At 39.8% G+C, this 26,708-nt stretch carries 23 protein-coding genes; 2 read left to right on the top strand and 21 right to left on the bottom strand.

Annotated features, from left to right (window positions below):
• Positions 1-156: 156 nt before the first annotated feature.
• From SJY38_RS06615 to SJY38_RS06550, 14 genes are all read right to left on the bottom strand, one after another.
• A complete protein-coding gene (locus SJY38_RS06615; protein WP_377109451.1) occupies positions 157-981 on the bottom strand; it encodes an alpha/beta fold hydrolase in 825 nt (274 codons plus the stop codon).
• Positions 982-1,319: 338 nt separating this feature from the next.
• Positions 1,320-2,969, bottom strand: coding sequence for a response regulator (locus SJY38_RS06610; RefSeq protein ID WP_377109450.1), 1,650 nt, complete (start codon positions 2,967-2,969; stop codon positions 1,320-1,322).
• A gap of 68 nt (positions 2,970-3,037) precedes the next feature.
• Positions 3,038-4,150 carry a hypothetical protein gene (locus tag SJY38_RS06605; protein WP_377109449.1) on the bottom strand — a complete coding sequence of 371 codons (1,113 nt, stop codon included), beginning with the start codon at positions 4,148-4,150 and terminating at the stop codon, positions 3,038-3,040.
• Positions 4,147-5,310: a hypothetical protein gene (locus SJY38_RS06600; protein ID WP_377109448.1), complete on the bottom strand. Its 1,164-nt coding sequence runs from the start codon at positions 5,308-5,310 to the stop codon at positions 4,147-4,149. Before SJY38_RS06600 ends, SJY38_RS06605 begins: the two co-directional genes overlap by 4 nt.
• A 9-nt stretch (positions 5,311-5,319) precedes the next feature.
• Positions 5,320-6,135 carry a type II secretion system F family protein gene (locus SJY38_RS06595; RefSeq protein ID WP_004586588.1) on the bottom strand — a complete coding sequence of 272 codons (816 nt, stop codon included), beginning with the start codon at positions 6,133-6,135 and terminating at the stop codon, positions 5,320-5,322.
• Entirely contained in the window at positions 6,132-7,007 is an 876-nt protein-coding gene (locus SJY38_RS06590) for a type II secretion system F family protein (RefSeq protein WP_377109447.1), read from the bottom strand. Before SJY38_RS06590 ends, SJY38_RS06595 begins: the two co-directional genes overlap by 4 nt.
• Entirely contained in the window at positions 7,000-8,298 is a 1,299-nt protein-coding gene (locus SJY38_RS06585) for a CpaF family protein (RefSeq protein WP_377109446.1), read from the bottom strand. Before SJY38_RS06585 ends, SJY38_RS06590 begins: the two co-directional genes overlap by 8 nt.
• 6 nt (positions 8,299-8,304) lie before the next feature.
• On the bottom strand, positions 8,305-9,072 hold the full coding sequence (locus SJY38_RS06580) for a hypothetical protein (protein WP_054982510.1): 768 nt from the start codon (positions 9,070-9,072) through the stop codon (positions 8,305-8,307).
• Positions 9,073-9,136: 64 nt separating this feature from the next.
• Entirely contained in the window at positions 9,137-9,526 is a 390-nt protein-coding gene (locus tag SJY38_RS06575; protein WP_024033620.1) for a hypothetical protein, read from the bottom strand.
• A 395-nt stretch (positions 9,527-9,921) separates the two neighbouring features.
• Positions 9,922-10,599, bottom strand: coding sequence for a tetratricopeptide repeat protein (locus SJY38_RS06570; RefSeq protein WP_377109445.1), 678 nt, complete (start codon positions 10,597-10,599; stop codon positions 9,922-9,924).
• A complete protein-coding gene (locus tag SJY38_RS06565) occupies positions 10,596-12,515 on the bottom strand; it encodes a pilus assembly protein N-terminal domain-containing protein (protein ID WP_377109444.1) in 1,920 nt (639 codons plus the stop codon). Before SJY38_RS06565 ends, SJY38_RS06570 begins: the two co-directional genes overlap by 4 nt.
• 183 nt (positions 12,516-12,698) lie before the next feature.
• Positions 12,699-13,271: a tRNA-(ms[2]io[6]A)-hydroxylase gene (locus tag SJY38_RS06560; RefSeq protein ID WP_024033616.1), complete on the bottom strand. Its 573-nt coding sequence runs from the start codon at positions 13,269-13,271 to the stop codon at positions 12,699-12,701.
• A gap of 75 nt (positions 13,272-13,346) precedes the next feature.
• A complete protein-coding gene (locus tag SJY38_RS06555; RefSeq protein WP_377109443.1) occupies positions 13,347-13,976 on the bottom strand; it encodes a sulfotransferase in 630 nt (209 codons plus the stop codon).
• Positions 13,977-13,987: 11 nt separating this feature from the next.
• On the bottom strand, positions 13,988-14,362 hold the full coding sequence (locus SJY38_RS06550) for an MAPEG family protein (RefSeq protein ID WP_377109442.1): 375 nt from the start codon (positions 14,360-14,362) through the stop codon (positions 13,988-13,990).
• Between the two features lie 118 nt (positions 14,363-14,480).
• On the opposite strand from SJY38_RS06550, the gene SJY38_RS06545 reads away from it, so the two are divergent.
• Positions 14,481-15,839: a DUF2254 domain-containing protein gene (locus SJY38_RS06545; protein WP_377109441.1), complete on the top strand. Its 1,359-nt coding sequence runs from the start codon at positions 14,481-14,483 to the stop codon at positions 15,837-15,839.
• On the opposite strand, the gene SJY38_RS06540 is transcribed toward SJY38_RS06545, so the two are convergent.
• From SJY38_RS06540 to ggt, 3 genes are all read right to left on the bottom strand, one after another.
• Complete coding sequence (locus tag SJY38_RS06540) at positions 15,829-16,557, bottom strand: SIMPL domain-containing protein (RefSeq protein ID WP_054982514.1); 729 nt, start codon at positions 16,555-16,557, stop codon at positions 15,829-15,831. The two genes, SJY38_RS06545 and SJY38_RS06540, sit on opposite strands and share 11 nt — an antisense overlap.
• Before the next feature lie 152 nt (positions 16,558-16,709).
• The gene (locus SJY38_RS06535) at positions 16,710-18,404 is read right to left on the bottom strand and encodes an NAD-dependent malic enzyme (RefSeq protein WP_004586602.1); all 1,695 of its coding nucleotides are present in this window, start codon (positions 18,402-18,404) and stop codon (positions 16,710-16,712) included.
• A gap of 142 nt (positions 18,405-18,546) precedes the next feature.
• Complete coding sequence (gene ggt / locus SJY38_RS06530) at positions 18,547-20,325, bottom strand: gamma-glutamyltransferase (RefSeq protein ID WP_054982516.1); 1,779 nt, start codon at positions 20,323-20,325, stop codon at positions 18,547-18,549.
• A gap of 97 nt (positions 20,326-20,422) precedes the next feature.
• Here ggt and rrtA point away from each other — a divergent pair, with 97 nt between their 5' ends.
• Entirely contained in the window at positions 20,423-21,007 is a 585-nt protein-coding gene (gene rrtA, locus SJY38_RS06525) for a rhombosortase (protein ID WP_377109440.1), read from the top strand.
• A gap of 78 nt (positions 21,008-21,085) precedes the next feature.
• Here rrtA and SJY38_RS06520 read toward each other — a convergent pair whose 3' ends face one another.
• The 4 genes from SJY38_RS06520 to purE form a co-directional block, all read right to left on the bottom strand.
• Positions 21,086-23,590, bottom strand: a complete 2,505-nt coding sequence (locus SJY38_RS06520) for a prolyl oligopeptidase family serine peptidase (protein ID WP_377109439.1) — start codon at positions 23,588-23,590, stop codon at positions 21,086-21,088.
• A gap of 104 nt (positions 23,591-23,694) precedes the next feature.
• A complete protein-coding gene (locus SJY38_RS06515) occupies positions 23,695-24,858 on the bottom strand; it encodes an endonuclease/exonuclease/phosphatase family protein (RefSeq protein WP_377109438.1) in 1,164 nt (387 codons plus the stop codon).
• Positions 24,859-24,973: 115 nt separating this feature from the next.
• Positions 24,974-26,125: a 5-(carboxyamino)imidazole ribonucleotide synthase gene (locus SJY38_RS06510; RefSeq protein WP_096739643.1), complete on the bottom strand. Its 1,152-nt coding sequence runs from the start codon at positions 26,123-26,125 to the stop codon at positions 24,974-24,976.
• A 2-nt stretch (positions 26,126-26,127) separates the two neighbouring features.
• Positions 26,128-26,610: a 5-(carboxyamino)imidazole ribonucleotide mutase gene (gene purE / locus SJY38_RS06505; RefSeq protein ID WP_024033606.1), complete on the bottom strand. Its 483-nt coding sequence runs from the start codon at positions 26,608-26,610 to the stop codon at positions 26,128-26,130.
• Positions 26,611-26,708: the final 98 nt, after the last annotated feature.

Raw genomic sequence — 26,708 nt, 5'->3', positions numbered from 1 at the left:
TAGCGGTTTATACTTAAATGGTTTAATACTAAAAAATAGATGAAAACAAAAAGCCGTTTGAGTAACTAATTATATAAAAATTAATACAGCTCAAACGGCATGGTGTTATATACATGTTAGCCAAAGTGGCTAACTAGGCTTTTAAATTAAGGTATTTTAAAACTTTTTATCAGCCAAAAATTCACCCATTAACGAAGTTACCCGTTCTGGTTTTTCATCAATAACCCAGTGCCCTGCTTTTTCTATCCAAGTTAGTGTTGCATTTGGTAAGGTTTGAGCTAACTGAGGTGCATATTTAGGTTTTTGAAAGTTATCTTCATCACCCCATAAAATGAGGGTTTCATGCTTTAAGCTTTTAAGCTCACCGGCAATTGCTTGTGTATACTCTTTATTAAGTCGGCGCATATTATTAAATAACGCTGCTTTACCTTGCTCATTACTCCATTGCTTTAAATACTGTTTTTTCAGCTCATCGGTCATTATGCTTTTATCGTATACACCTTTTGGCATAAAATCATTTAGCGTACCAACAAACTCATCAACCGATGTTTCTTGCTCTACACCAGGCTCAAGCAAAGGTTCAAACTCGGGTATTGGCCAAGAATCAAAGCAAACACTATCAATTAATATTAAGCTGTTTACTTTATCTGGGTAATTTACCGCCATGAGTTGTGCAATTCCGCCACCTATATCATGAGAGGCAATGTTTGCTTTAGCAATACCTAGCTCATCCATAAATTGAATGATTATTTTGCACTGAGCATTAATTGATACATCGGTATTTTTTGGCATATCCGATTCGCCGTAATTGAGTAAATCAGGTGCAATAACACGATGTTGCTCACTCAGTGTTGGCATAACATTTCGCCATAACGATTTATTAGTCGGAATACCATGTAATAATAGTAGAGGTGTGCCCTCGCCCATTTCTTGATATGCAATTTTGTGGCCTTCAACGGTAATGGTTTGTGTTTTACTCATACTTAATATCCTCATCAATATTTTAAATTTAGCCTAAACCTGTGTATGTATAGAGATGAGCAATTATCATCCCAGCTTGTTTTTTAAATAATTTTTTTGAGGTTTAAATAATTACAAAAACCTGAGAGCGCTTTAAAACGCGGTCTGTGGCTATTAATGGTAAGTAGGGTTAATTTTGAGTTAAGCGAAAAGAGTAAAATATAAAGAGTTATAAAATAACCTTCATTTTTAAAATTATGAAATAAAGTAGCAGCTACATGAAATAATTACTGCCAGTTTGGGCCTATTAAAAATAATAAGCCCTGTGTATTTTACAGTTTTATATTGTTTAATTTGGCCTAGCTTAGCAAATGCTTAATTTTATTAATTAATACTTGCTGCTTTACTGGTTTTTCAAGCATGTCGTCAAACCCAAGCTCAACATACTTAGCATTACTATTTGTGTCAGAATCTGAAGTGTGGGCAATAATTTTGGTCTGCTTGTCTGCGTTATGTTTTTTTATTTTAAGCATCGCGTCTGTGCCCGAGAGTTCTGGCATAACAATATCCATTAAAATAATATCGTAATTATTTTGCGACACCATCAACATAGCTTCTATTGCATTGCTTGCATAATCTATTGCTACGTTTTCATCTTTCAGCATGGCTTTAATAACCATTTCTACGAGCGGTTCATCATCAACTAATAACAACGATTTGGTGTTGTTAAATTCTGTATGCGTTGTAGTTTCAGTAATAAACTCTTGCTTGTTTGCACTTACGGGTAACAATTCTACCGTGTTAACTAATAACGATAAATTAATAGATGTTGTTTTACCGCGCTCGTGCACAGTAATATTTTTACCGCCGAGCATTTTAAAAATTGAGAGAAAAAACCGCAGCTCTAATGTAGCATCAAAATTAATATCGCTTTCAAAAGACCGTTGTTTGCATACCATTTGTAACTGACTATAAAAACTTCCCTGATTTGCTAAGTTATTTATAGAAAAATCCAGCGACAAATAATGTTTACCTTGCTCGTTAATCAGCTCAGAATTTAACGACAATTTGCCTTGATGTGTGCTTTCTATAAGCTCACTAGCAAGCTGAATAATTAATTGCATAATCAGTTTTTCATCACTGCTTATGCCTTTATCTATGGGCACATTGTTATTAATAATTATATTTTTATCATCAGAGTCTTTATTAAGAATATCGGCCGTATTTTTAAGTAAGTCAGCTAAATTAATAGCGCTCATTTTAAGCTTTAATTTACCGGTATCGGTTTTATTTATATTAACCAACTGCTGCACAACACAACTTAACTGTGTGCATGCATTTTCTAACTCATTGTTAAAATTGCCTTTACTGTTTTTATAATTAAGCTCTACTATAGATTGCAGTGAACTAAGTGGTGCTTTTAATTGCATTGCTAAGCGTGCTACAAATTTATCTTTTAGCTGGTTAGCTTGCTTAGATTTTTCTACTACTTGGGCAAGTAATAACTCTTTTTGATGCGCTTGTGTTTCATCTCTAAAGTAACAAACAAAGCCACCAAAGTCGGTATGCCTTTGCACAACGGTGATCCAGCGGCCATCGCTAAATCCTATATCTATTAATTGGCTATGTTCATTAGCTAATTTATTATGCTCTTGATAATGCGTAATAATATTATTTTGTTGAGAAATACTCATTATTTGGCTGTAACTTAATTGCTTATTGTTTTGAATAACATGAGAAAACAATTCGTTAAATGCCTGATTAGTTATTACCGGAAATTCGTTACTATTAAAAATGGCAAAGCCATGCGGCAGCGCATCAAGCGAGCTTGAAAACAGCGATTCTCTATTAAGTATAAGGGTATTTTTTTGTTTAATTTCGTCATGTAAGCGCCTTGGTAAACGTAAAAAATAATAAACAAATGCAAATATAGCTAAGCTAATTAATGCCAGTTTAAATAAGTCGAACCTAGATACATTAGCAGGCGTTATCGGTTTAATGGGTTGCACATGCAAGCGCCACGTAGCAGGAAAACGGCTACTTGCTGCGCTTATGCTGTTAGGGATAGTTTTAACATTTAGCTCCCCCTACTTCCTAATATAAACTGAGGGGTTGATATAAATAAATTATAATTTTGCGTATTTAGCTTACCTATTATGGCATTTAAAAACTTACTTAAATCAAAGGCTGTGAGTGTATAAATAGCGCTATTACCCAAGTTTATTTCTGAAATTAAAAACGCTGTATCGGCCACAGTAAATACCTCTACTGATTGTTTATTTGCTCGCATTGAAAATGCGTTTAGCCACTTAGTAAAGCCGTAAGCTGCTAAATCAAAGTTGTTTTTAGACCATATGGCAAGTTGTTTATAGTCATTATCAAATACAACAAAACCTTTATACGTTAAACTGCTTGATACCTGCGTTTTTACTAAATCACTTAATTGTTGCTGAGTATAACTTTGTTGGCTTTTTAAAAAGCCTGCGACAATTTTATCTTTTTGAGTAATATAAAGTGCTTGGTTGTCAAAGCGCTCTAATGCATCAAACAGCGTTTGCCTTAACTGCTGAGTTTGTATGGCATAGGCACTTTTTTTATCTTTTTTATCTAACGTATATAAAAGCAAAGCCGAGAACGAGCAAATAACCAGCGCAATTAAAAAGGCCACCGGCGCTAAGCTAAATAAGTGAACAAAACGATTTAGTGATTTTGTCTCACTCGGTTTAATTGTCTTAGTTGGGGTAAAATGCTTATTAAGCTGGTTTTGCAGTAATTGCGCAAAAGATACAAATTGCTCTTTTTGAGAGCCTATAAATGTTTTAGGTGAAATATCGGCAATGATCAGTACGCCAATTAAGCTGTTATCTAAATTATAAATGGGATATTGAGAGTAAAAGCGTACCTGTTGGCAGCGCCCTTTTGTTAGTGGGTCAAATAAGGTGTCTTCAATTATGTAGAGTTTTTCTTGTGTGCACGTTTGTGCCAAGCTATTTAATTCACTGTCGGCTTTGTATGGGTCATCGCAGCTAATAATTTGTTGCGTATACAAGGCATTATAATCAACGAACTTAACAATAGAAACATCATAAAACTGCTTCATTAGGGTCAGCGTTTCGGTTATTTCTTGTTTTATTTCATCTATTTGTGTGTTGTTAAATTCATTTATATTATTTGCATATAAACTGTTCATGGGCGCACTCCTTCACCTTTCGGCGGTGTAGAAATCCAACGCGTGCTGTTAGCACTTGTATGTGATGGAAGTTTTACTCTAAATGGCGGAAGTAAGTTATTTAAAGCAGGTTCGCCTTGTGTATTTAACACCGGCTCTGCCGAAGTTAAATTGAGCGAAGCCTCGCAGTAAGTTACGCCAGGCTCTATGCCAATAAGGGCCAGCGTTTGAATAATTATGTCGTTATTTATTAAATCGATACCTAGCAGCTCAAAGGTTGTTTCTAAAATTGTAAATACCAGTGTTTCTACTATATTTTCATCTTCTTCTAGTTGCGTACCTTGTGGGCAGCAAATACTGCCTAGCTCTACATCTACACTGCTTGCTACACCTATGAGCGACAGTGCATCAAGCGCGGTTCCTAATAACACTTCAACTTGTGGCAAATATAAATCAAGAATATCGCCTTGTGGCTCATACCCTGTTTGGCAACTATTGCACGACTGCGATAATTGCTGACTGTCTATGCCTAATAACGGATTACCAAGCGCAGTTACACCAACCAAGCAACTACTATCGGCTTGCTGTTTAGCAATTGAAAAGCTTTCGCATGGGTTACCAGTAACTACCTTTTGAGACATATAGCGCGATACAATTTCGTCACCGGTTGCGGGGCACGCTAATGCTGTACTTTTTAGTAATTGCCCCATTACGGAGTTACTTAATTGCCCAATGGCATAATTAGGGCCTTGCTGTAGCGCATTGATATAACTTACATTGCCACTATTCGCGGTGTTACTAACTCCTAAACTATCTGAAAACTCATCACTTAAACTTTTTATACACGGGTTGCCTTGGCAATTAGGCGCATCGTAATAAATGGCTTCTCGTGAGGTGAACCTGTCATCGCGTATCCCAATTAAAGCGCGATATGTTGCATTGACTTGGCGGTCTGTGTAAAAAATTAAAGGGGCCTGGTGCTCATCAAACCCAATGGCGATTCCCAAAGGGGTGTTATTAGCATCAACCACTGTTATTTGATTATCTACTTTTGTGTGATAGCGCTTAATAAGTGCATCGCGCACTAAAATAACACCCCCAATAGAGCCAATAATTAAAATGGTAATAATTAAAATCAGCTCAATAGTGAGTATGTAGCCCTGTTGGTATTGTTTATTCATAGAGCGCTCCTATAGCACTTCAACCAGCATTTTTAGTACATTCATTACCTGCAACGCCGCAGGAAAAAACACCAGTACTAAAAACATAGGAAAACAAATTAAGATAATGGGAAAGGTGGTATGCAGTGCTTTTTTATTTACTTTTTTAGCTAATAAAATATTTTTTTTAAGCGCAAAGCTTTCTAATTGTGACTCAACCGCCTGTATTAACGGGGTGCCAAGTTTAGAGCCAATAAGCATTAAATTAGCTAATTTTTTTAAACCCGAAACCCCTGTTCTGTCATATAACGAATTAAAGGCTGTTTCGCGGTCTTTACCGGCACTGAGCTCAAACAAAAATAGTTTAAGCTCTTTATATAAAGGGTGTTTTTTACTTAACCCGTGATCAACCGCTAAAGCAAATGCGCGCTCTAGCGAAAAGCCAGCGCGCATATACACTAACAACACACTTAAAAAAAACTCTAAGCTATTGTTTATTTGTACTTTACGCTGGCCTTTTTTAAATAAAAACCACATATCAGGTGCAAAAAAACTAATAAAACAGATAATGGCTACAAGCGGTGTACTTAATACATAACCAGTGATCTCTATGGCAGTATAAGCACAAAATGTGGCGGCCATTTTAAAGCAGTACATGCTCAATAAAATTTTATTTAACTGATACCCTGCTTGTCTAAATTGGCTTTTTGAAATAACAATTAATGGATACCAATTTATATTGGTTTTGATAGGTTGCTGAACCTCAGCCTTTAATGACTGCTTTTGAATATGGATAAATGCACCCATACTTACCAATAAGCCAACAAATAAAAATATGTCTATCATAGCGTTATCCTCAAGCTTAGGCGAAGCCATAAAAAGCCAAATAACTGGCAAAGCACAGCAACGGTAATAAAGGCCATGCCATTGGGGTTATTTAACAGCGGATCGAACCAAGTTGGATCGGTGTAATTAAATAAAGGCACTAAAGCGTAGGGTAAAACGCCACTAAACAGCGCAGCGTATTTAGTACCAGAAAGCTTAGCTTTGAGCTGCTGGCGATCTAGCGTTCTTAACGACATCATTTTGCATACACTTTTAAGCATGTCAGTTAAATCGCACTGGCTTTGTGTATGAGTAATTATGCTATGTGAAAATAACCGCACGGTTTCGCAGTTGTAGCGTTTAATTAAAGGGGCAAATGAGCTTTGTATATCACTGCCCATATTTAAGCGCTGCAGTAATAAATGACTTTGCGGTTTAATGTATTTATCAGCGTGTTCGTCGGCAAATTGCATAGCCTGAACAAGTGAAAGCCCAGTACTTAAACACGATTGTACGGTTTCTATGTACTCTAAAAATAAGTGCTCAAACTTGGCTAATTTATAGTGCGCTAAATCAATAATCACAATAAAGCAGGTTATAAATACAACCAAAGAAACGATTAATGCACTCGTAGTTGCTTGAGGGTAAAAATACTGTGCAACATACCAAGTACTGGTGGCAAGCGAGCAAGCAACGCTTATAAATAAAGCATTACTGATGTTAATCCCAAGTACCCGCAGTGACACTGTGATAATGTCTTTTTCTTCAAGTACATCGACCTCGTGCTTAGTATTTGTAGCGTGTGTTTTTACTTTAAGTGTTATAAAAACACTCAGTGCTAAAGTAAATGACATAATACTTGCTATGGCCAGTAAGTAATCAAGTTTATTCATAATTACGCTCCCTGGCCGGTTGCAGTAATGCACTTATTTCGTTTGCATTGGCACCTTGGCTTTGCATAAAGCTCACCACGCTTGAGGTACTAATTGCCTTATCATTTACTTGCTCGGTATCACTTACGCTATACAGCGCAGAGTATTGCGCACGTGCGTCTACTCGCTTTATTTCGCCAATACTTTTTAGGGTTCTTACACCGTTTGTATTTCTAGAAACATGTACAATTAACTGTATGCTTGATGCGATTAATGCGCTGGTGTGGGTATCGCTTAGCTGCGCGTTATGTAATTGCACTAGCGTTGATAATCGGGTTACCGCATCGCTTGCACTATTAGCATGTACGGTGGTCATTGAGCCTTGATGGCCGCAGTTCATGGCTTGCAGCATGTCTATTACTTCACCTGCGCGTACTTCGCCTACAAGTATTCTATCGGCGCGCATTCTTAGTGCCGCTTTTACTAAATCACGCAGGGTAACGGCGCCTTTTCCATCGCTGTTGGTGTCGTGCGCCTCTAACTGCACAACATGATTATGGTGCAAATTTAGCTCTGCACTTTCTTCTATAGTTACTACCCGCTCGTTGGTATTTATTGAATTAGCCAATACATTTAACAAAGTAGTTTTACCTGCGCCGGCATTACCACACACTAAAATATTAACCCCTAAGGCCACCGCGGTTTTTAAAAAAGTGAGGCAGTTTTTGCTTAAAAACTTATTGTCGATTAAAAAATCATCGTTAATTTTTTTGTGGTTAAATTTTCTAATCGAAACAATAGCAGCACTGGTGCATGCCGGTGGCACCACAATATGTACCCTGCTGCCATCTTTTAGTTTGCCATCTACAATGGGAGTCAGTGCGTTAACTTGTCGAGCGCAACTATCAAGTAATCTATCAACAAAACGACGTAAGTGACGTTCATCGTCAAACTTACTGGCTGTACATAGCAATTTACCTTGCTTATCTATCCAAATATTTTGCGTATCGTTAATTAAAATATCGCTTACTTGGTCATCCAGCATAAATTGCGCTATTGGCCCTAAACCTTGTATTTCGTCGTAAACGGCTTGTACTACTTGAGCTTGTTGATGGCAGTTAAATGATGATTGTGCAAATTCGTCAATATCACTGCAAAGGGCAGATATTTTTTCAAGCAGCGCATCATTCAGTAAAGCACTTGGGTCTTGCTCGTACTCTTCAATTACCGCATCGTGTAGAATTTTTTTAAGTGATTCAAAGGTATTTAAATTGGTTTCTACAGACTCTGGTTTACTTGATAAATTAAACATAGCGCCTCACTTAGCCACATATACAGCTTGGTTTTTAACGCCTTTAACCACTTGAATTGTTCGGCTAGTTTGTAATTGGGAGAAATTTTGTAAGCGCCCTTGTTCAATGTCATAAGCGCTGTGCACAATTATCGATACCTTATCTTGGGTATCAATTGCGGCTAACGAATATACATCTTTAGGAAGTACAGCCAACACTAATGACACACCCGCGCTGGTTGCCGGCTCCTTTTTTGCTAGGCTGTCCATCACGCCATTTTTTTGCGCTTTACTGCCAGGACCTTTTGAAATGCCAATAAGCTGCACATCGCGCGCAACGGTTCTTACAAGCCGGTTTGTTTTAGCAACAATATCTAAGCGGTCGCCTTTGTGCACCCGCGATAATGGAATATCTAAAGTGGTTAATTTTAATGTATAAAGCACTCTGCCTGCGGGGATCGCCTCTGATAAATTTTGGCTTTTAACCTGCATAAAATCTGTTTCAAATAGTGGTTGTTCACCCATTTTATTAGTGGCTAATTGCTTACCAATAAAGGCGCGGGGATTTTGTATACTTAGCGCCATATTTGCATAGTTACTGGGGTTTACATCTTTTTGGGCAATATCGTGCACACTCACTACTTGCCCCGCCGACATATTTTTATTTACCACCCAGGCAGTAACTAAGTCTTGTTCGTTTACTTGTCTGATGCCAAGCGCTGAGGCCAACATGCCAGAGGTGATAAGTAAGGTGAGTGCAGCGGTAGTCGCCCCTTTATTATTTTTACTTTTCATAATTTCCTCCTGACAAATTTCACTGCCACACGGTTGTGGCAGTGTGATTTAGGTAGTTATAAATTTAATTACCTTGTGAACCACCTGCTGCTGTACGTGTTGCAGCATCGCCGCTTGGCGTTGCATTAATAAGTGCAGCACTTTCACTAAAGTCAGAGGCAACAAAAGTAAACGAGCTACCATCACCTGCGTAAACATCTACTGCATCAACATAGCCAGAGCCTGAAATTTCTGCAGTGCCTTCGGCGTTGATCATGCCATCAAATACATAGCTTTGATCTAACGAGCCAATTGCTTCTGCTACATCTTCAAGCTCGCTGGTTACAGAGTCTCGTAAGGTTGATAAACCAATTACCAGCGCTGCCACCATAGAAGTTGAAAGAATAATTAGCTCAGAAGTAAGTACAAAGCCTTGTTGTTTTTTACCGTTTAAGTTGCTTTTCATAGTTTTCATAATGATCACCTTAAATGTGTTAGAGCTTATGCCCACTTTATATATAGCGAGGACCGTGCCATTTATTAAGTACATAAAAATCAGTTAGTTACTTTTATTTTTTAAAATATGCTTTGCTTATCCTTGTTATGATTCGCATTTTGCAAATCATTATTAAAGTGCGTTAAAACGCAAGCAGAGATTAATTAAAAGGCAAGGTGTTAACTCATTTATGGCAAGCTTTTAAAAGTAAGAGAGACGAGCAATTAGTTGGGATTATTCACAAAGCGAGATAGGTTTAAACAACGCCGAGGATTGCTATTTTAATTGTTTAGGTAAGTACGTTGCTTTTACTTTTTATGAGCGGGTTTAACTAAGGAGTGCGCAGTTTTATAAAATAAAAAGGCCTTGCGGCCTTAACTTTTACAATTACCAAGTACCGAAAGTTTCGCGTAGCGTGCTGTGGCTTGGCTGTGCTGCGCATCAAAACCTATTGCCTCATTATAATAATGACACGCCAATGCGTTATCAGGTGTCGCCTCAGCTATTAGCCCTTTGTGATAGTAATAATGACTTTTATGCGTGCCAAATTTATAGGCAAGCTCTAAATAATTAGCTGCGATAACATAATGCCCTTGCGCATAATAAATAGACGCCATTTGTAAATACAGTGAAGCCTCAGTACCAAATTCATCAATAGCGTACTGGGCAATTTGTTTTGCTTTGGCTAAATTACCTTGCTCAATAGCCAAGTTAATACCTAAAGATAGCGCGTTTAAAGGTGGATTAGGTAAATTAAGAAGCTTGTTTATTACCGATTGCGCCTGATTAGCACGTCCGCTTTTATACAGCGCATAAGCTGATACAGATAAAATAACCTTATTGTTTGGGTGCTCAAGCATTAACTGGTTAAGCTCATGCACTAAGGCTAAACAATTAACCGCGCTTGCCCCTTCACAAGTTAAAGCACTGCTGTTTAGTGCATACTTAGTAACAATATCACTGATTGCAGTATGTGGGTTTACACTGGGCGCATAATCTATATGTGCGCAGCCCGATATACTCAGTAAAATAACGATATATATTATTTTCATAACCCTTGCTCCTGTATAAAACTGGCCATTTGGCTATCTAAATCAACTGTTTGCCATACGCGTAAATTATTAACCGGCTCGCGGACTAAATTAGGGGTAACCACAATAATCAACTCGCGGTTGTTCTCGCTTTTACTGGTTGTTTCGCTTAATTTACCAAACAGGCTCTCGCCGTTTGCATCAGGTACAAAGTCGTGACTGGCGTTGTTATCTGTACTAATTAATCCACCAATAATTAAAGGTTGCCCGTCTTGTAAACGGGTAGATGTTTGCATGCTGCGCGTATTAAATGCACTGCTGTTTAAACTGCTGCCGGTGCTTTGTGCTATTTCTGCTGTGAGTGTGGTGTCTGGCAATGAAATAACCGGATTTAAATCAAGGGTTATGCGGTCTTTGTCATCCACTAAAGCACGTACATTGAGCTCAACGCCGAACGATTTAAACTCAGTACCACTAAACACTGAACCGCTGTTACCTTGTTGCCCGCTGGTAACGCCAGATGGGCTATAGCTTGTAGGTACTGGTACTTCGCCGCCGACTTTAAATACCGCGCTTTCGCCTGCAAGTACGGTAAGTGTAGGTCGCGAAAGCGTTCTTGATATTCCCTCTTGCTCTAGCAAAGAAAACAACATATCAATGGCAAATTGCGAGGTTGATAACTGTAAGTTATTTGTTAATTGTCCGCCAATTAATTGCAGTGCGTTTTCTATTGATGCTGAGCCAGACTCACGGGCATTCATGCCTTCTAGACCAAATAAACCTTGCTCGTTGTTATACCCATTAGAAAGCACGCTAATATCTGGACGCCATTGCTTTAAGCGGCGCTGATTAACTTCATAAAGCTGCACCGACACCCTCACTTGAGGTAAGTCTTCTACTTCAATGCTTGAGAGCACTTTACCTTTAGCCACCGAAAGCAAAGTTGCCCGCGCTACGTTTGAATTTACATTACTTAAAGTCAGGCCAGAATCGTCATTTAATAAGCCGCCAGACTCATTTGCGAGTACTTCAATAGCGCTTGTTTCGTTTTGCGTTGCACTACTGATAAGCCCGTTTGGATCTAGTGCCGAAGTGGGTGCTTGGCTTGCTTGCTCTGGTTCAAATAATTTATTGATGGTATTTAATAAACGCACCAGTTCAATTTGATTTTTAACCGTGCCGCTGAGCATAAACACATCGTTATCATCGTTTGATAACTCATCAACCGAAATACGTTTTACAGTTACTTTGTCAGCCCCCATCGATTTTAACACCTGCGCTATGCGCGCCTCCTTAGGCTTTGGCGCTTGCGTAACTTTAATAAGGTTAATAATCGCTACTTTACTTGAGCTTTGTGCTAAGCCATTGTTTAAATTACCCATGCCCTGTAAGCGCTGCGCTAAAGAATTAAACATTCCTTGGTTAGGAGCAGAGGTAATAACAGGTTGAGCCGATTGCGAGCTACTTGCATATAAATAGTTTTTTGCCGCTTCGTGGGCTGCATGGCGATAATTAAGCGTAGGTACTTCGCCGCGTAGAACCACTGCGTGTCTATCAGGTGCGATGGTGAGCGCTAAGTTAGAGTGAATATCGTTAAGGGCATTTTCAAGTACACTGTAGTCTTCGGTCACGCCTAGTAAAAATGTTTCTGATGTGTTGTCGTCATACCACACCATCATAGAGGTGCGGCCCAACTTTTTAGCTAAAATTAATAGCTCGCGTCCGTTTACTACGTTTACATCGAGTGTGGTTTCGTGGCCTAGCGCAACACGTGCTATATCGCGGTTAAATACAAAGCGAGTATGGGTCCACTTAACTAAGTGGGATACTTTTTTTACTCTATCGCCATTGGCGTTTTCTATGTAATTTAAATTGCTTTGCTTAGCGTATACACAGCACGGTAAAAAAAGTATTACAAAAATAATGGCTTTAAACATATGCGCGTCCTCAAGTATGCGTTGGTTTAACAGAGCAAGTTTAAGACCAGCAAATATTTATTTTTAAATTCAATAAATTAAAATGATTGGAGATATAAGCACAGGCGGCTTTAGTATTTTGATTTGCAAAATGCAAATGAAGTTAGGAGAGAAGGCACAAAGCAGTGCTTTGTGCCAAAAATATTAATGCAGTGCGGCAGTAAAAGGAATGTTTTTACAAATTTCGGCTTCAGCGACTAGTAGCTCTTCTAAACGAACATCAACTTCTTCTTTATCAAAGTATTCGTACGCTAACTCTACAAATAAGTTTTTATGTTTTTCTTCTGATTTAGCAATCGCCACATAAAAGTCTTTTTCTTTACCCTCTGGTAATGCTTGGGCAACCAATGAAAAGCGCTCGTGGCCGCGGGCTTCAATAACGCCGCCAACCAATAATCTATCCATTAAAAATCCATCACGGCCATGTCTAAATAAAGCGCGTATTTGTTTTATGTATGGATCTTTTTTGTCATCACCTAAATTAGTATCGCGTTCAATAAGCAGTTTAAGCACTTGTTTAAAGTGGATTAACTCCTCAAGCGCTAAATCGGTCATGGCTTTTACCAGTTTACGTTTGTCTGGGTAATGAGACAGCATAGAAATAGCCATGCCCGATGCCTTTTTCTCAGCAGCAGCGTGGTCTTGTAAAAACGTATTAAAGTCGGCTAAAACCGCTTCGGTCCATTCAAAGGGGGTGTTGTATTTTAATTCAAACATTTTTTGTACTACTTAAAAAATAATGCGGGGATTTTAGCGTATTTAATAGTAAAAATCTTGCAGCGCAGGGCAAAATTAACGCATATAAGGTAAATGCTTATCTATGCGCCCTTTTGCTGTTGAGTCAATTTTTAACGGGTGTTTAATATCGTTCCATGCGGTCACTTTGCCGCCTATGTTCATTTTTTCAAAGTCGGTGCGCTCGCTTTTAATGTCTAAAAACGCAGTAAGCTGGGCAAAACTTTGTGGCTTTGCTATATCAATTTCTAAGTAGTCGTTACTGCGGTGCTTAAAATACTCACGCGCGTTGGCTAAATGTGTGTTGTAGCACTTTGCTAAATAATCATCTTGGTTAATATTATCAATCGTTAAGTCAGTAAAGGTCGTTAAGTAACACCGTTTTATATGAATATTAAAACCACCGTCTGGGCGCGTTAAATTAGTATGCATTCGCAGCAGCAATTGCCTAATTGAGGCAATCCAGGGTGTTTTTTCGCGCGCTAAATATATAAATTTAGCGCCGGGGTAATGGCTATCTAATGCTCGGTAGTCATTAAACACAGGGGTATCGGCTATGGCTGTGGCGTTTTCAAAACAATACGAGGTGTACGCAGTGTGCGCCGTGGCAATGCCAAACTCTAAAAAAGCATGGCATACACTAGTGGTGCCTGTACGCGGAAGCCCTATTATAAATATTTTACTCATAACAGCTATTACTAACTATTGCGTGTTACAAGCAATAAAAAGGCACTAATAACCATCACTAAAAAGGTGGCAATGGTACCAATTTGGCGATATTTAAGATTGTTTTCAACAATGCCTAAATTGTGAAAAACGCGCCCTACTAATAATGCCCCCCCTAAAATATTACAATAATGACTGGCGAGGCCTTGGTATTCGGCTAAAAAAAGCAAAATAATCGCAAAGGGTACGTATTCCATAAAATTAGCATGGGCACGCACAGCACGTTGTAATTTAGGGTTGCCGTTATCGCCAAGCGACACTTGCTCACTGCGGCGCACTTTGATCACATTGAAACTTAAGTAAATATAATAAAACGCTAAAAGCGCAGCATACGTAGAAACTATCACGGTGTTGTCCTGTTTTATTTTTGGCAATAATAACATAGTTTTGCACAATCATAAGTTTACTTAGTAACTATGCTACAGTGTGTATTAGTTGAATTTTATAACGTAATGAAAGGAATTTATGTTTGTCCCTCGCAAAGTAGCCGACCGCTATCGTGAAATGATCAACAGCATTGGCTTTTACCCTTCTGTACTTTCGGTTGGTTTTTTACTTTTTGCTGTAATTACCATGTCGCTTGAATACATAGCGCCTGTAGAGCAGCTCAAGGCGATTATATCTGTTGTGCTCGTAGATAGCGCCGAAAATGCCCGCACCATTTTAAGCACCCTAGCAGGCAGTATTATATCGCTTACGGTGTTTAGTTTTTCTATGGTGATGGTGGTTTTAAATTCGGCCAGTGCCAGTTTATCTCCGCGGGTTGTACCTGGGCTTATTACCCGTAAGTCGCATCAAATGGTATTGGGCTTTTATTTAGGCAGCATAATTTACTCAATTATTATGCTCATTAATATTAATAAGCTTGAAGGTGGCGATACTGCTATTCCATCGCTTGGGGTGCTGCTGTCATTGGTGTTTGGCTTAGTATCGCTTGGCTTGTTTGTATTTTTTATTCATTCAATATCTAAAGCCATTCAAGTAGATAATGTACTTAACGGTTTATTTAGCCAAACTAAACGCGAAATTCAAACCATTGTTGATAGGCAATCAGAAAAACCGTTCACTGACTTTCCTGATTTTACACAATGGCACTCAGTTAATAGCACCACCGAGGGTTATTACAAAGGGGTGCATACAGATAAGTTATGCGCCATATTAGCCGAGGAAAATATTCGGGTGTATATCTCGGTAAACCAAGGTTACTTTACCGTTAAAGGCTATCCGTTTTTAAAATGTGATAAAGACATTTCTAACAACGAAGAACTTATCGCTAAAATTTTAGACTGCTTTATTTTTTATATAGAAGAGTACATTAGCGATCATTACCGTTATGGATTAACGCAAATTTCAGAAATTGCCGTTAAAGCAATGAGCCCAGGTATTAACGACCCTGGTACAGCGGTTAAATCGATAGATATGCTGAGTATTTTATTAATTGAGCGCCTGTCGCTTAACGATACAAACTATTCGTTTAAACACAGCGACAACGCCCCGTTACTCTTTATACACGAAACCAGTTTTGATGAGTTACTGCACGATAACTTTACGCCACTGCGTAATTACGCAAAAGGCGATGCGTATGTAATGACGAACGTTTTAGAGGCATTTAAAAATATATTGTTTGTAGCGCATGGCAATGATGCAGCCCGAAACAGCCTATTTAATTACTTAAATGCCATTGTAGATGACATAAACGAGCATGTAAGTAACGAATACGACAGACAAGAAATTACCAACATGCTTAACGCGATTGCCCGCATTAGCAAGCCACAAGGGGATAAACTAGTGGCTCGTTTTACCTGCCAACATACTAGTCAATAAAGTAAACCGCATAGCTAGACGCTGTTACTTTAATTTCTCCAGCATGATATGCATCAGGAACAAAATTACCGGGTGCGCTATCTGCTACCATCATGGTTTTTTCTGAGCGTGCATAAGGCTGAGCAGGTACGTTCATTGGGCTTAGCGATGCCGTATATAACCCTTTTAGCTCAACGCCGTAATCGGCACTTAATTCTTTGGCGGCTTTACGGGCATCTTGAATGGCCAATTTTTGCGCCTGTTTGTGCAGCTCTTCATAGTTACTTGCTAAAAATTGAGTTTGATTTATTTGGTTAATGCCGTTATTTACCAGGTTTTGTAACAGCTGAGGGTATTTTTCGATTTGCGAGAGTTTAACGCTTAACGTGCGCGACACTCTAAAGCCTTTAAATTCTTGCTCGCCAGAGCTTCTGTTGTATTGGCTTTCGCGATTTATAGAAATATGCCCTGCATTAATATTACCGTCTTTAATGCCAAGCTCTTTTACTAATTTGATCGCTTTAGCCATGGTTTTATCGGCTTTGTTTTTAGCATCAATTAGGTCTTTATCTATTTCTACAATGCCTACGCTTAATTGTACGTAGTCAGGCATAGTGGTTACGGTTGCTTCACCTTTAACATAAATATGAGGAGCGTTAGGTGTTGAGTTTGCATGCGCATCAAGGCTCAAGGTACTTAAGGCAATTGCGCTACTTAATAAAAGAATGTGTGTTTTCATTGCATTATCCATTGTATTTTTGTTGTCACCATTAAAGAGCCTACGTGGTTAACAATAAATGAACAAGCACAAAAAAACAGGCAATTGCCTGTTTTTTGTAACTGGCTGTAACGCAATGTACAGCCTTATTTACTTTACGTTACTCAGCGTAATTAAATGCTGCAACGTTTGTAGTTACGGTATTTAGGTAACCAGTAATTTCTATCAATAGCAGCCCACAGTGCATCGTCGCTAATCTCAAGAGCTACGCCCTCTTCAATTGCTTTTTTAGCCACTGCAAATGCAATACGCTTACTTAATGTTTCAATTTCAGTCAGTGCAGGTAATAAGCTGCCTTTACCGGTGTTTGCACGTGGTGATGACTCAGCAAGCATTTCGCTCGACATACTCAGCATTGCATCGGTAATGCGTGTTGCTTTTGCTGCAATTACACCTAGGCCAATACCTGGGAAAATATAACTGTTGTTACACTGTGGGATTGGGAACACTTCACCATTAAATTCTACTGGCTCAAACGGGCTTCCCGTTGCTACAAGTGCTTTACCTTCAGTCCATTTAATAACATCAGCTGGGTGTGCTTCAACCTGCTTAGATGGATTACTTAATGGGAAAATAATCGGTTGTTCACAGCCTGAGTGCATCGCGCGGATAACTTGCTCGGTAAATAAACCCGGTTGACCCGATACACCAATTAAAATGTCAGGTGCTGCACAGTGCATTACATCTAATAATGAAGCGTATTCGCCGCTGTAAGTCCACTCGCTTAATGCAGCTTGTGGTTGCGCTAGTGCTTGTTGGAAATCGCGTAAGCCTTCCATGCCTTCAGTGAGTAGGCCAAAACGGTCAACCATAAATACTTGGCTGCGCGCTTGTGCTTCGCTAATGCCTTCAAACACCATTTGACTAATAATTTGCTCTGCAATACCACAACCGGCTGAGCCTGCACCAACAAATACCACTTTTTGCTCGCTAAGGGTTGAGCCTTTAACACGACACGCAGCTAATAAAGAGCCTACAGTTACCGCTGCAGTACCTTGAATGTCATCGTTAAAGCTACAAATTTCGTTACGGTAGCGTTTAAGTAATGGCATAGCGTTTGGCTGTGCAAAATCTTCAAACTGCAGTAATACATTTGGCCAGCGACGTTTAACCGCTTTAATGAATAAGTCTAAAAACTCATCGTACTCATCTTGCGCAATACGCTTATGACGCGCGCCCATGTACATAGGGTCATTAAGCAGTTTTTCGTTGTTAGTACCTACATCAAGCATTACAGGTAATGTGTACGCTGGGCTAATACCACCACACGCTGTGTAAAGTGATAATTTACCAATAGGGATACCCATGCCACCAATACCCTGATCGCCTAGGCCTAAAATACGTTCGCCATCGGTAACCACAATTACTTTTACTTTGCCTTTGGTGGCGTTACGTAGAATGTCGTCAATTTGATAGCGATCTTCGTACGAAATAAATAAGCCACGTGCACTGCGGTAAATATCTGAGAATTTTTCACAGGCATCACCAACCGTTGGCGTGTAAATAATTGGCATCATTTCTTCAAGATGATCACGCACTAAACGGTAGTAAAGTGTTTCGTTGTTATCTTGAATGGCACGCAAGTAAATATGCTTGTTTAAGTTATCGTTAAAGCTTGAATACTGCTGATAACAACGCTCAACCTGCTCTTCAATTGTTTCAAAACGTGGAGGAAGCAAACCCGCAAGGTTAAAGTTTTCGCGTTCTTTTTTACTAAACGCGCTGCCTTTGTTTAAAAGCGGAGTTTCAATTAGGCCAGGGCCAGAGTAAGGAATATAAAGGTAGTTAGGATCAGTATTAGTTGTCATATTTCCAGGCTTTAACGGAGTCTTAAGTTATGATCTGCCATTATCATTGTAAAAGGTTAAATTGCAATGACAATTAAGCTTGTCAGACCATTGAGAGAAAACACATGCAGGCTTCACTGCCTGCATGGCTATTATACATAAATTAAAATTTGATAGTGGCGTTTTTGTCAGTTAAATCCGACAAAGCAACCCCTTCACGGCGCGGATCGGCACCGCCATACAATTTATTGTTTTTAACTTCTACGGCATGTAAGCCAGAGTTTAAATCAAGCACACGTACCGCATGGCCGCGTTTAGTTAATTGTGGGGCTATGGCTTCAAGCGCGGTGCCTTTTTCAAGGCTCGTGTAATCGTTACGATTGGTGGTTCTTGGCAGGTTAATCGCCTCTTGTGCCGATAAATTCCAATCCAGCACACCAATAACCACTTGCGCTACATAATCAATGATACGGCTGCCACCTGGCGAGCCAACCACTAAGCGTAAGCTGCCGTCGTTGTTAAACACCATTACTGGCGACATAGAGCTACGTGGGCGTTTGCCCGCCTCAACGCGGTTAGCTACTAATTTGCCGTCAATGCGTGGCGAAAGCGCAAAATCGGTTAATTGGTTATTTAAAATAAAGCCATTAACCATCACAGTTGAGCCAAACGCCATTTCAATTGAACTGGTCATTGATACGGCATTACCAAAGCTATCTACAATGGATACGTGCGATGTTGATGGCAACTCAAAAGAATCATCTTTTGCGTAGCTTAAATAGCCTACCGGATTACCTGCAACTGCTTTTGTGTCTTGCTCAGTAATAAGCTTGGCGCGCGATGCAATGTACTTTTTATTTAACAGCTCTTTGGTAGGCACTTGTGTAAAATCAGGGTCGCCCATGTACATATTACGATCAGCAAATGCTATGCGTGAGGCTTGGCTAAAGTAATGAATTGCCTCTTCGCTATTAGGTTTAAGCGCGCTCATGTCTTTGTGTTCAAGCAAGCCCAAAATTTGTAATACCGCTACACCACCACTGCTCGGTGGGGCCATAGAGCACACATTATAAGCACGGTATTTAATACATACTGCATCGCGTTGCTTACTTTTGTAATTAGCCAGGTCTGATTCGCTTAATGTACCCGGTGCAATTTTTGAATTTTGCACTGCGTTTACTATTTGCTTAGCGTTATCGCCTTTATAAAATGCATCAATGCCTTGTTTAGCAATGTCTTTGTATAAATTAGCTAAGGGCTGATTTTTTTTAATCGTACCGGCTTTAATTAATTCGCCATTAGGGTAAAAGTACTCGTTAATCACCGGCATACTCATTACACCTGGGTTTAATTGGCGTGCCAATAAACCGTGTAAACGAGGCGACACTTCAAAGCCCTGCTCGGCAAGTTTAATAGCGGGTTTAAATAACTCGCTCCACGCAAGTTTACCGTATTGTTGATGTGCACTTGCAAAGGCATGCAAAATACCTGGCACACCCACAGAGCGACCGCCAACAACTGCTTCAATCCACTTAACGGCTTTACCGTGTTTATCTAAAAACAGATTTTCGTCAGCATTTTGTGGCGCGGTTTCTCGGCCATCAAAGCTTGTAAGTAGGTTATCGGCTTTGTTGTAGTACATCATAAATGTACCACCACCAATGCCCGATGATTGTGGCTCAACTAAGGTAAGCACTAATTGCGTTGCAATTGCCGCATCTACCGCGCTTCCGCCTTTAGCTAAAATCTGTTGTCCGGCTTGTGAGGCATACGGGTTGGCCGCGGCCACCATATATTGATCACCGGTTACTAATTGTTTTTGTACAATTGAGGTGGTGGCTTCTGGCTCACGAATTTCTAATTTTGCAGGTTCTTTTGCTATTGTTGGCAGCGTTACTGCAAACAAACCAATAGTAAATAATGACTTAAGTTTAAAATGCATAAAAATACTAAAAACACTTAATTACGTAGTTGTATTTGGCATCTTAAAGTTAAACGGGCACAATATGCAAAAATTTTGACTAAAAAAACATAATAAAATGCTTAATTTACCGCTACAACCTCGTTATTTACTTCCGCCATTATTTTTGATGCTTTTTAGTATTGTTTTTGCTGCATTTGATTTAAATAATTTACTTGAATTTAACCGAGCGCTCATTGAAAACGGCGAAGTTTGGCGAGTGTTTACCAGTCAATTTGTTCACGCTAACTGGGCGCATTTAGGATTAAACGCATTAGGCATATTTTTAATTTGGTTACTGCATGGCGAATACACATCACCTGCACGTTATGCCTTTAATGTGTGTTTTTTAGCACTGTGGTGTGGGGTCGGCGTATTATGGTTTTGCCCTGCTATATCTATATACACGGGCTTAAGCGCCCTATTGCATGGTGTCATTATTTGGGGAGCGGTGAAAGACATTACCCTGTCACTTAAATCGGGTTATTTATTATTTATAGGTGTGTGGATAAAAATAATAATGGAGCAAGTAAACGGCCCCGATGCCAGTATTGGCCAATTAATTGATTCAACCGTTGCCATTGATGCGCACTTAATTGGCGCAGTGGGCGGCACATTGCTTGGCATACCTTTAGCAATTAAATACTTAAAAAATATCGATTAAGCTTTTCAATATTAATAAAAACGCCGCGTTAGTTAACGCGGCGTTTTTGTTTTTACACTTTAATTTTTAAATTTAAGATTAAAGTGTTTCTTTAAATAATTTATGAATACGGCGGTATTCATCTAACCAGCTTGACGGCTGTACAAAGCCATGCGGCTCTACCGGGAAGATAGCTGTTTCAAAGTTTTGTTTTTCAAGTTCAATTAATCGCTGTACTAAACGTACTGAGTCTTGAAAAAACACGTTATCGTCAACCATAGGTGCGTTAATTAATAAGCGCTTGTTTAAGCCCTCAGCGTAATAAATTGGCGAGCTGCGCTCATACGCAATGGGATCTACATCTGGGTGATTTAAAATATTAGCCGTGTATGCGGTGTTGTAATGCGCCCAATCGGTTACTGGACGAAGTGCTGCCCCAGATTGAAATAGCTCAGGGGCAGTAAATAGCGCCATAAAGGTCATAAACCCGCCGTATGAGCCACCGTATGTGCCTACTGCGTTGGTATCAACATTTGCGTTTTGCGCCATCCATTTAACGCCATCTGCTAAATCTTGCGTTTCAGGTGTACCCATTTGGCGATAAATCGCAGTACGCCAATCGCGGCCATAACCTTTAGAAGCGCGGTAATCCATATCCATCACTATGTAACCTTCATCGGCAAGTAATGAATGAAACATAAACTCACGAAAATACACAGACCAACCCATGTGTGAGTTTTGTAAATACCCTGCTCCGTGGTTAAAAATAACCGCTTTACGGGATTTGCCTGTTTCACCTTCTACATAGTCACTTGGGTAATACACCTTGGCATAAATAGGTTGCTCTGTGTGGCTAGATGGCACAGCAACAATTTTAGGTGCGGTGAGCTTTTTAGCTAAAAATTCATCCGACACCGTATGGGTGAGCTGTGTAGCCGTGGTGTTAGCTTTAGCATCGGCAACAAAAAGCTCTGTTGGCATTGTTATTTTAGAGTGCTTAAGCAGTAATTTACTTTCGTCTGGGCTTAACGTGTAGTCGGTCATACCGTTAAGGTCAGTCACTTGCTCGTTTTTACCTGTTTGTGGATTAACACGGTAAATTTCGTAAAGGCCTGGGTGCTCTACGTTTGCCTTGTAATAAATAGCGCTATTATCATGAGTTAACGTAATGTCCGATACTTCAAACTGGCCACTAGTTAAAGCGGTTGCTTTGCCGTTAAGCGGTTTTTTGTAAAGCTGACTATAGCCCGACTCTTCTGATAAGTAATACAGGGTGTTTGAATTATGTAACCAGCCAAAATTGTTAAACGCATAGGCTATCCAAGCATCATCATGTAGGCGGTGCTGCGACACAAGCTCGTTTTTATCAAAGTCGATTGTGGCTATCCAGCGGTCTTTGTTATCCCACGCCTCTAGCATAATGGCAACTTGCGTGCCGTCATCGTTCCACACTATGGGAGCTTGGTTTAAACCCCAATTAGTAATTAAGTTAATACCGCGTGGCGCTTTTTTAGATTTATACGTTTTACCATCACGCGCGTAGTTTTCTTTTTTAACCTCGGCTAAAACATCTTCATCAAAGCCCGGTAGCGTATCAAAGCTCAGTGGCGTTTGTGTTTTATCTACAAGGTTAATGTGTATCACCGATGATGTTTGCTCTTTTGCATCAGCCACACGACGGCGCACTTTTTTAGGCTCAATAGTGGCATCATCGGTGATGTAATTAGGCATAATATCGCCTTTATCACGCCACGATTGCTGCTTTTGCAGCACAACAATTAAAGCATCACCGTTTGGCGATAGTTGCGCTTCTTTAATTACATTGCCATCACCTAAATAAAAAGCGGTGTTAGCAATGGAGCTATTTTGCGCGTTTATTTGTTCATTGCGTGTTTGTGTATCCTGCTTGTTTTTATGTTGCAGCGCCACAAACTCAATCAGTTTATGCTGCTCTTTTGCTATGTAACTAGTTGGCTCTTGTAAGCCTTTTGGCTCATCGGCCAATTTTAAGTTAGCAAGCTCTGTACTTAGCCCTGTTTTTAAATCAACTTTAAAAAACACATTACCTTGGCGGTAAACTAAATCGCCATTATTTAAAAACTGTGGTTTAGACTCATTTGCTGAGGTGGCTGTTATTTGTTTAAGTTCACCCGTTGTTAGGTTTTTAACAAATACATTGCCTTTAAACGTATAAGCTTGAAGTGTTCTATCTGATGAATAAACCGCTTTAGAAGCACCTACAGTATGCAGTTTATCAAGTGATACTTGCATCGCTTTTTTGCTGTTAATTGGCTGGCTATAAATATCGTTTAGGTTACTGCCTTGCTGCTTTTGAGCATAAATAATGGTGGCTGAATCACTTGCCCAGTACGCATTTTTAGGCTGGTTGCCTATCCAATCAGGGTTTGCCATGGCTTGTTCTAGCGTAATATTTTGCGAGCCAGCATCAGCAGGTGTGTTTACAACCGCAGCAACGGGAGTTGCTGGTAAAGCGCTTTGCTGTGATGAAGAGGTATTAGCGGTAGCACTACAACCTGCAAGCATAATGCTAGAGGTTACAGCAAGCGCTACTAATGTTTTTGATGACGATAGGTTAAAAATCATAGTGCTTCTATACGGTTATTATAATTGAGCCGTATTTAAGCAGAAGCACTTGAGTTATTGCAATTTTTTAAGATAAATAACACATTTTCACGGTAAAGCTGAGTTTACTCTATTAGCAAATCGAGCCACACCAATCGGTGATCGCTCGATGCGTTTCTATCTTTTATTAATCTATATTGCTCGCTGTTTTTAGTGGGCCAAAACACCCCGCCATCGTGTATTTTAAACCCATAGGTAGAGGGTAAAACATAATCTACACGCGCCTGCCAGTTAGCGGTAAAGTGCTTTGCGTATGGCTGCGGGTATTGCTCTTTAGCACCGGCGCTTTGCGGTATAAATTGCGAATTTATAAGTGGGTTATTTAAAATTTGATTGGTGGTTTCAACCCGTGCTTTATCCCCTTCAGGCGCGGCGTTTAAGTCACCTAAAATAACAAACCGCGAGTTTGCTTTTAATCCGCCTTTTTGGCCGTTATCGTCGTAAATATAGGCTTTATTAGCAACATAATCGGCAATTAACCTAACTTCGTCATGATTACGTTTGCCGTTTCTGTCTTCGTCGCCATCAAACACCGGCGGTGTTGGGTGCGAGGCAAGTACATGCACTGTTTTATTATTTACTACAACAGGTACATCCCAAAACGATTTAGAGCTAAGCCTAAGCGCCTGCCATTCTTGCGTGTTATACCAATTCTCTTTTGTTTTTGGGTCTATTGGCATTTGCGCATTAGGCATATCTTTATATTTAAACGTTTGAAGCGTGCGCAGTTTCTCAAGGTTAATGGGGTATTTAGATAAAATAGCCATAGCGTAATGGCCTTCAAAAAAACCAAAGCCTTGAGCATCGCCCATTACAGCGGTTTTTTTACCGTTGTTATCAAGGTCAAACTCAGTAGCAAGGCCTGTATTTACAGGGGCAATAAAACTGTATGGGTAATCAATCGGGGCTTGTTTATTTTGGCTTACATTTAAAAACTGGCGTTTAAAATAATCTATACCTTGCGCTTTTGGTACGTAGTCAAACTCGTTTAATAAAATAATGTCAGGGCGAACACGCTGAATTATTTCGGCTATATTTTTTATTTGCTGGTGGTTTGATTTTAGTGCATTAACTAGCGCATCGGGGTTAACTTGTTCGCCTTTTGGCGTGTGATTAGTTGCATCCATACTCACATTAAAGGTGGCAATACGAAGGCTCTCGCTGGCTGTAGCATTTAAACTAAATGAAGCGGCAATGGCTAATGCGCCATAAAGTATGTTTAGTTTCATTTTTTTACTTCAAAAAATTAAAAAATAGACTTTACCAGTATTACACAATTAATACCTATTTTTATGACAAAAAAATACCGGCTTAAGCCGGTATTTAATAAGTTAATTACAGCCTTTACTCACTTAGCATAAGTGCAGTAGCGGCTTTTAAAATGCCGGGATACGCTTGCTCAGGTAGGTAATCGGTAAGTTGCCCAAGCTTATCGGCAAGGTTATTAATGTTATCTGCAGATACATTAATATGCCCCATTTTACGTCCAGGTTTTGCCGTTTTTCCGTACCAGTGGCTGGTTACATCACTGACTGTTAAAACCTCGGTAGGAATACATCCTTGGCCCAACACATTAATCATGGCGGTAATATGCTTAAGCTCTGTACTACCTAGTGGTAAACCCGCTACAGCTCGCATGTGGTTTTCGAACTGCGAACAATGGCAGCCTTGCTGTGTCCAGTGCCCTGAGTTATGAACTCGCGGCGCAATTTCGTTAACCAGTAAAGTACCGTTTACATCAAAAAACTCAATGGCAAGTACGCCAACATAATTAAGCTCGTTGGCAATTTTTGTAAATGCACTATGGGCCTGCTGCTCAACCAGCGTGTTATTTTTACCTGCAATCGACAAAGTAAGCACACCGTTGGTGTGCTCGTTTTCAGTAATTGGGTAAATAGCCACATTACCTTGCTTATCGCGTGCACCAATAATAGAGACTTCACGGTCAAACGGGATCATTTTTTCAGCAATAATGCTGTGGGGCGCATCTTGTGTGCCAGAGGCAATAAAATCAGCCATTTCTGACCAAATTTGCTCAATTTGGTCATCTGATTTTAAACGCCACTGCCCTTTACCATCGTACCCTGCTTGGCACGTTTTAATAACCAGCGGTTTACCTAGGGTTTTAACCGCTAACTCTAAATGCGCTTTTTCTGTGATCAGTTGATACGGCGCACATGCTACGTTTGTTTTATCTAGTAACGCTTTTTCTAATGCGCGGTCGCCACCAGTTTTTATGGCAGCTTTACCTGGGTAAAATTTATTACTGTTGCAGCACAGTGTAAGTACATCATCGGGGATATGCTCAAACTCTGCGGTAATTGCATCAGCGTCACTAATTGCCTGCTCAAGTGTGGTTGTGTAAATTTCACCGGTTAGCGGATGCATAATTTTTTGGCTGCCTACATCGTAAGCAACCACATTTAAATTAAGGGGGGCGCCTGCTAGGCTCATCATTCGCGCAAGTTGGCCGGCACCTAAAATTAAAATTTTCATTTTTACTCTGCAGGATTAGGGTTAGCTAAAATAGTCTCGGTTTGCTCTTTACGAAATGCTTCAATTTTTGCAAAAATTTCTGGGTTTTGGCACCCTAAAATTTGTGCAGCAAGTAAACCTGCGTTAGCAGCGCCTGGCTCACCAATAGCCAGTGTACCCACGGCTACGCCTTTTGGCATTTGGCAAATAGATAACAATGAATCTACACCGTTTAAGGCTTTAGATTTAACCGGTACACCAAGCACAGGAAGCGATGTAAATGCCGCTGCCATACCTGGTAAATGCGCAGCACCACCGGCGCCAGCAATAATCACTTTTATGCCACGATCTGCGGCTGAATTTGCATAATCTGCAAGAAGTTGAGGAGTGCGGTGCGCAGAGACCACTTTTGTTTCGTACTCAATACCAAATTTTTCGAGCATGAGCGCTGCGTGTTCCATGGTTGGCCAATCTGATTTAGAACCCATAATAATGCCAACAGTCATAAATACTCCTCAGTAATGTATTTTAAAAATAGCGGACTTATGTCCGGTTTTAGGCGGGTATTATACCCAAACCAAGTTTAATTGCGACTCACAAAAAC

This window comes from Pseudoalteromonas sp. R86517 (genome assembly GCF_042466295.1).
In the GTDB taxonomy this organism is placed as follows: domain Bacteria; phylum Pseudomonadota; class Gammaproteobacteria; order Enterobacterales; family Alteromonadaceae; genus Pseudoalteromonas; species Pseudoalteromonas atlantica.
The sequence above is the reverse complement of the archived record's forward strand: the minus strand, read 5'-3'. Positions and strand labels throughout refer to the sequence as shown.

What these genes read in the sequence shown, in the direction of transcription:
- SJY38_RS06595 (WP_004586588.1), bottom strand. Translation starts at nt 6,135, where the DNA reads ATGATAGACATATTTTTATTTGTTGGCTTATTGGTAAGTATGGGTGCA.
- SJY38_RS06510 (WP_096739643.1), bottom strand. Translation starts at nt 26,125, where the DNA reads ATGAAAATTTTAATTTTAGGTGCCGGCCAACTTGCGCGAATGATGAGC.
- SJY38_RS06555 (WP_377109443.1), bottom strand. Translation starts at nt 13,976, where the DNA reads ATGAGTAAAATATTTATAATAGGGCTTCCGCGTACAGGCACCACTAGT.
- SJY38_RS06570 (WP_377109445.1), bottom strand. Translation starts at nt 10,599, where the DNA reads ATGAAAATAATATATATCGTTATTTTACTGAGTATATCGGGCTGCGCA.
- SJY38_RS06560 (WP_024033616.1), bottom strand. Translation starts at nt 13,271, where the DNA reads ATGTTTGAATTAAAATACAACACCCCCTTTGAATGGACCGAAGCGGTT.
- SJY38_RS06515 (WP_377109438.1), bottom strand. Translation starts at nt 24,858, where the DNA reads ATGAAACTAAACATACTTTATGGCGCATTAGCCATTGCCGCTTCATTT.
- SJY38_RS06545 (WP_377109441.1), top strand. Translation starts at nt 14,481, where the DNA reads ATGTTTGTCCCTCGCAAAGTAGCCGACCGCTATCGTGAAATGATCAAC.
- SJY38_RS06590 (WP_377109447.1), bottom strand. Translation starts at nt 7,007, where the DNA reads ATGAATAAACTTGATTACTTACTGGCCATAGCAAGTATTATGTCATTT.
- SJY38_RS06540 (WP_054982514.1), bottom strand. Translation starts at nt 16,557, where the DNA reads ATGAAAACACACATTCTTTTATTAAGTAGCGCAATTGCCTTAAGTACC.
- SJY38_RS06565 (WP_377109444.1), bottom strand. Translation starts at nt 12,515, where the DNA reads ATGTTTAAAGCCATTATTTTTGTAATACTTTTTTTACCGTGCTGTGTA.
- rrtA (WP_377109440.1), top strand. Translation starts at nt 20,423, where the DNA reads ATGCTTAATTTACCGCTACAACCTCGTTATTTACTTCCGCCATTATTT.
- purE (WP_024033606.1), bottom strand. Translation starts at nt 26,610, where the DNA reads ATGACTGTTGGCATTATTATGGGTTCTAAATCAGATTGGCCAACCATG.
- SJY38_RS06585 (WP_377109446.1), bottom strand. Translation starts at nt 8,298, where the DNA reads ATGTTTAATTTATCAAGTAAACCAGAGTCTGTAGAAACCAATTTAAAT.
- SJY38_RS06600 (WP_377109448.1), bottom strand. Translation starts at nt 5,310, where the DNA reads ATGAATAAACAATACCAACAGGGCTACATACTCACTATTGAGCTGATT.
- SJY38_RS06575 (WP_024033620.1), bottom strand. Translation starts at nt 9,526, where the DNA reads ATGAAAACTATGAAAAGCAACTTAAACGGTAAAAAACAACAAGGCTTT.
- SJY38_RS06520 (WP_377109439.1), bottom strand. Translation starts at nt 23,590, where the DNA reads ATGATTTTTAACCTATCGTCATCAAAAACATTAGTAGCGCTTGCTGTA.
- SJY38_RS06580 (WP_054982510.1), bottom strand. Translation starts at nt 9,072, where the DNA reads ATGAAAAGTAAAAATAATAAAGGGGCGACTACCGCTGCACTCACCTTA.
- SJY38_RS06605 (WP_377109449.1), bottom strand. Translation starts at nt 4,150, where the DNA reads ATGAACAGTTTATATGCAAATAATATAAATGAATTTAACAACACACAA.
- ggt (WP_054982516.1), bottom strand. Translation starts at nt 20,325, where the DNA reads ATGCATTTTAAACTTAAGTCATTATTTACTATTGGTTTGTTTGCAGTA.
- SJY38_RS06615 (WP_377109451.1), bottom strand. Translation starts at nt 981, where the DNA reads ATGAGTAAAACACAAACCATTACCGTTGAAGGCCACAAAATTGCATAT.
- SJY38_RS06535 (WP_004586602.1), bottom strand. Translation starts at nt 18,404, where the DNA reads ATGACAACTAATACTGATCCTAACTACCTTTATATTCCTTACTCTGGC.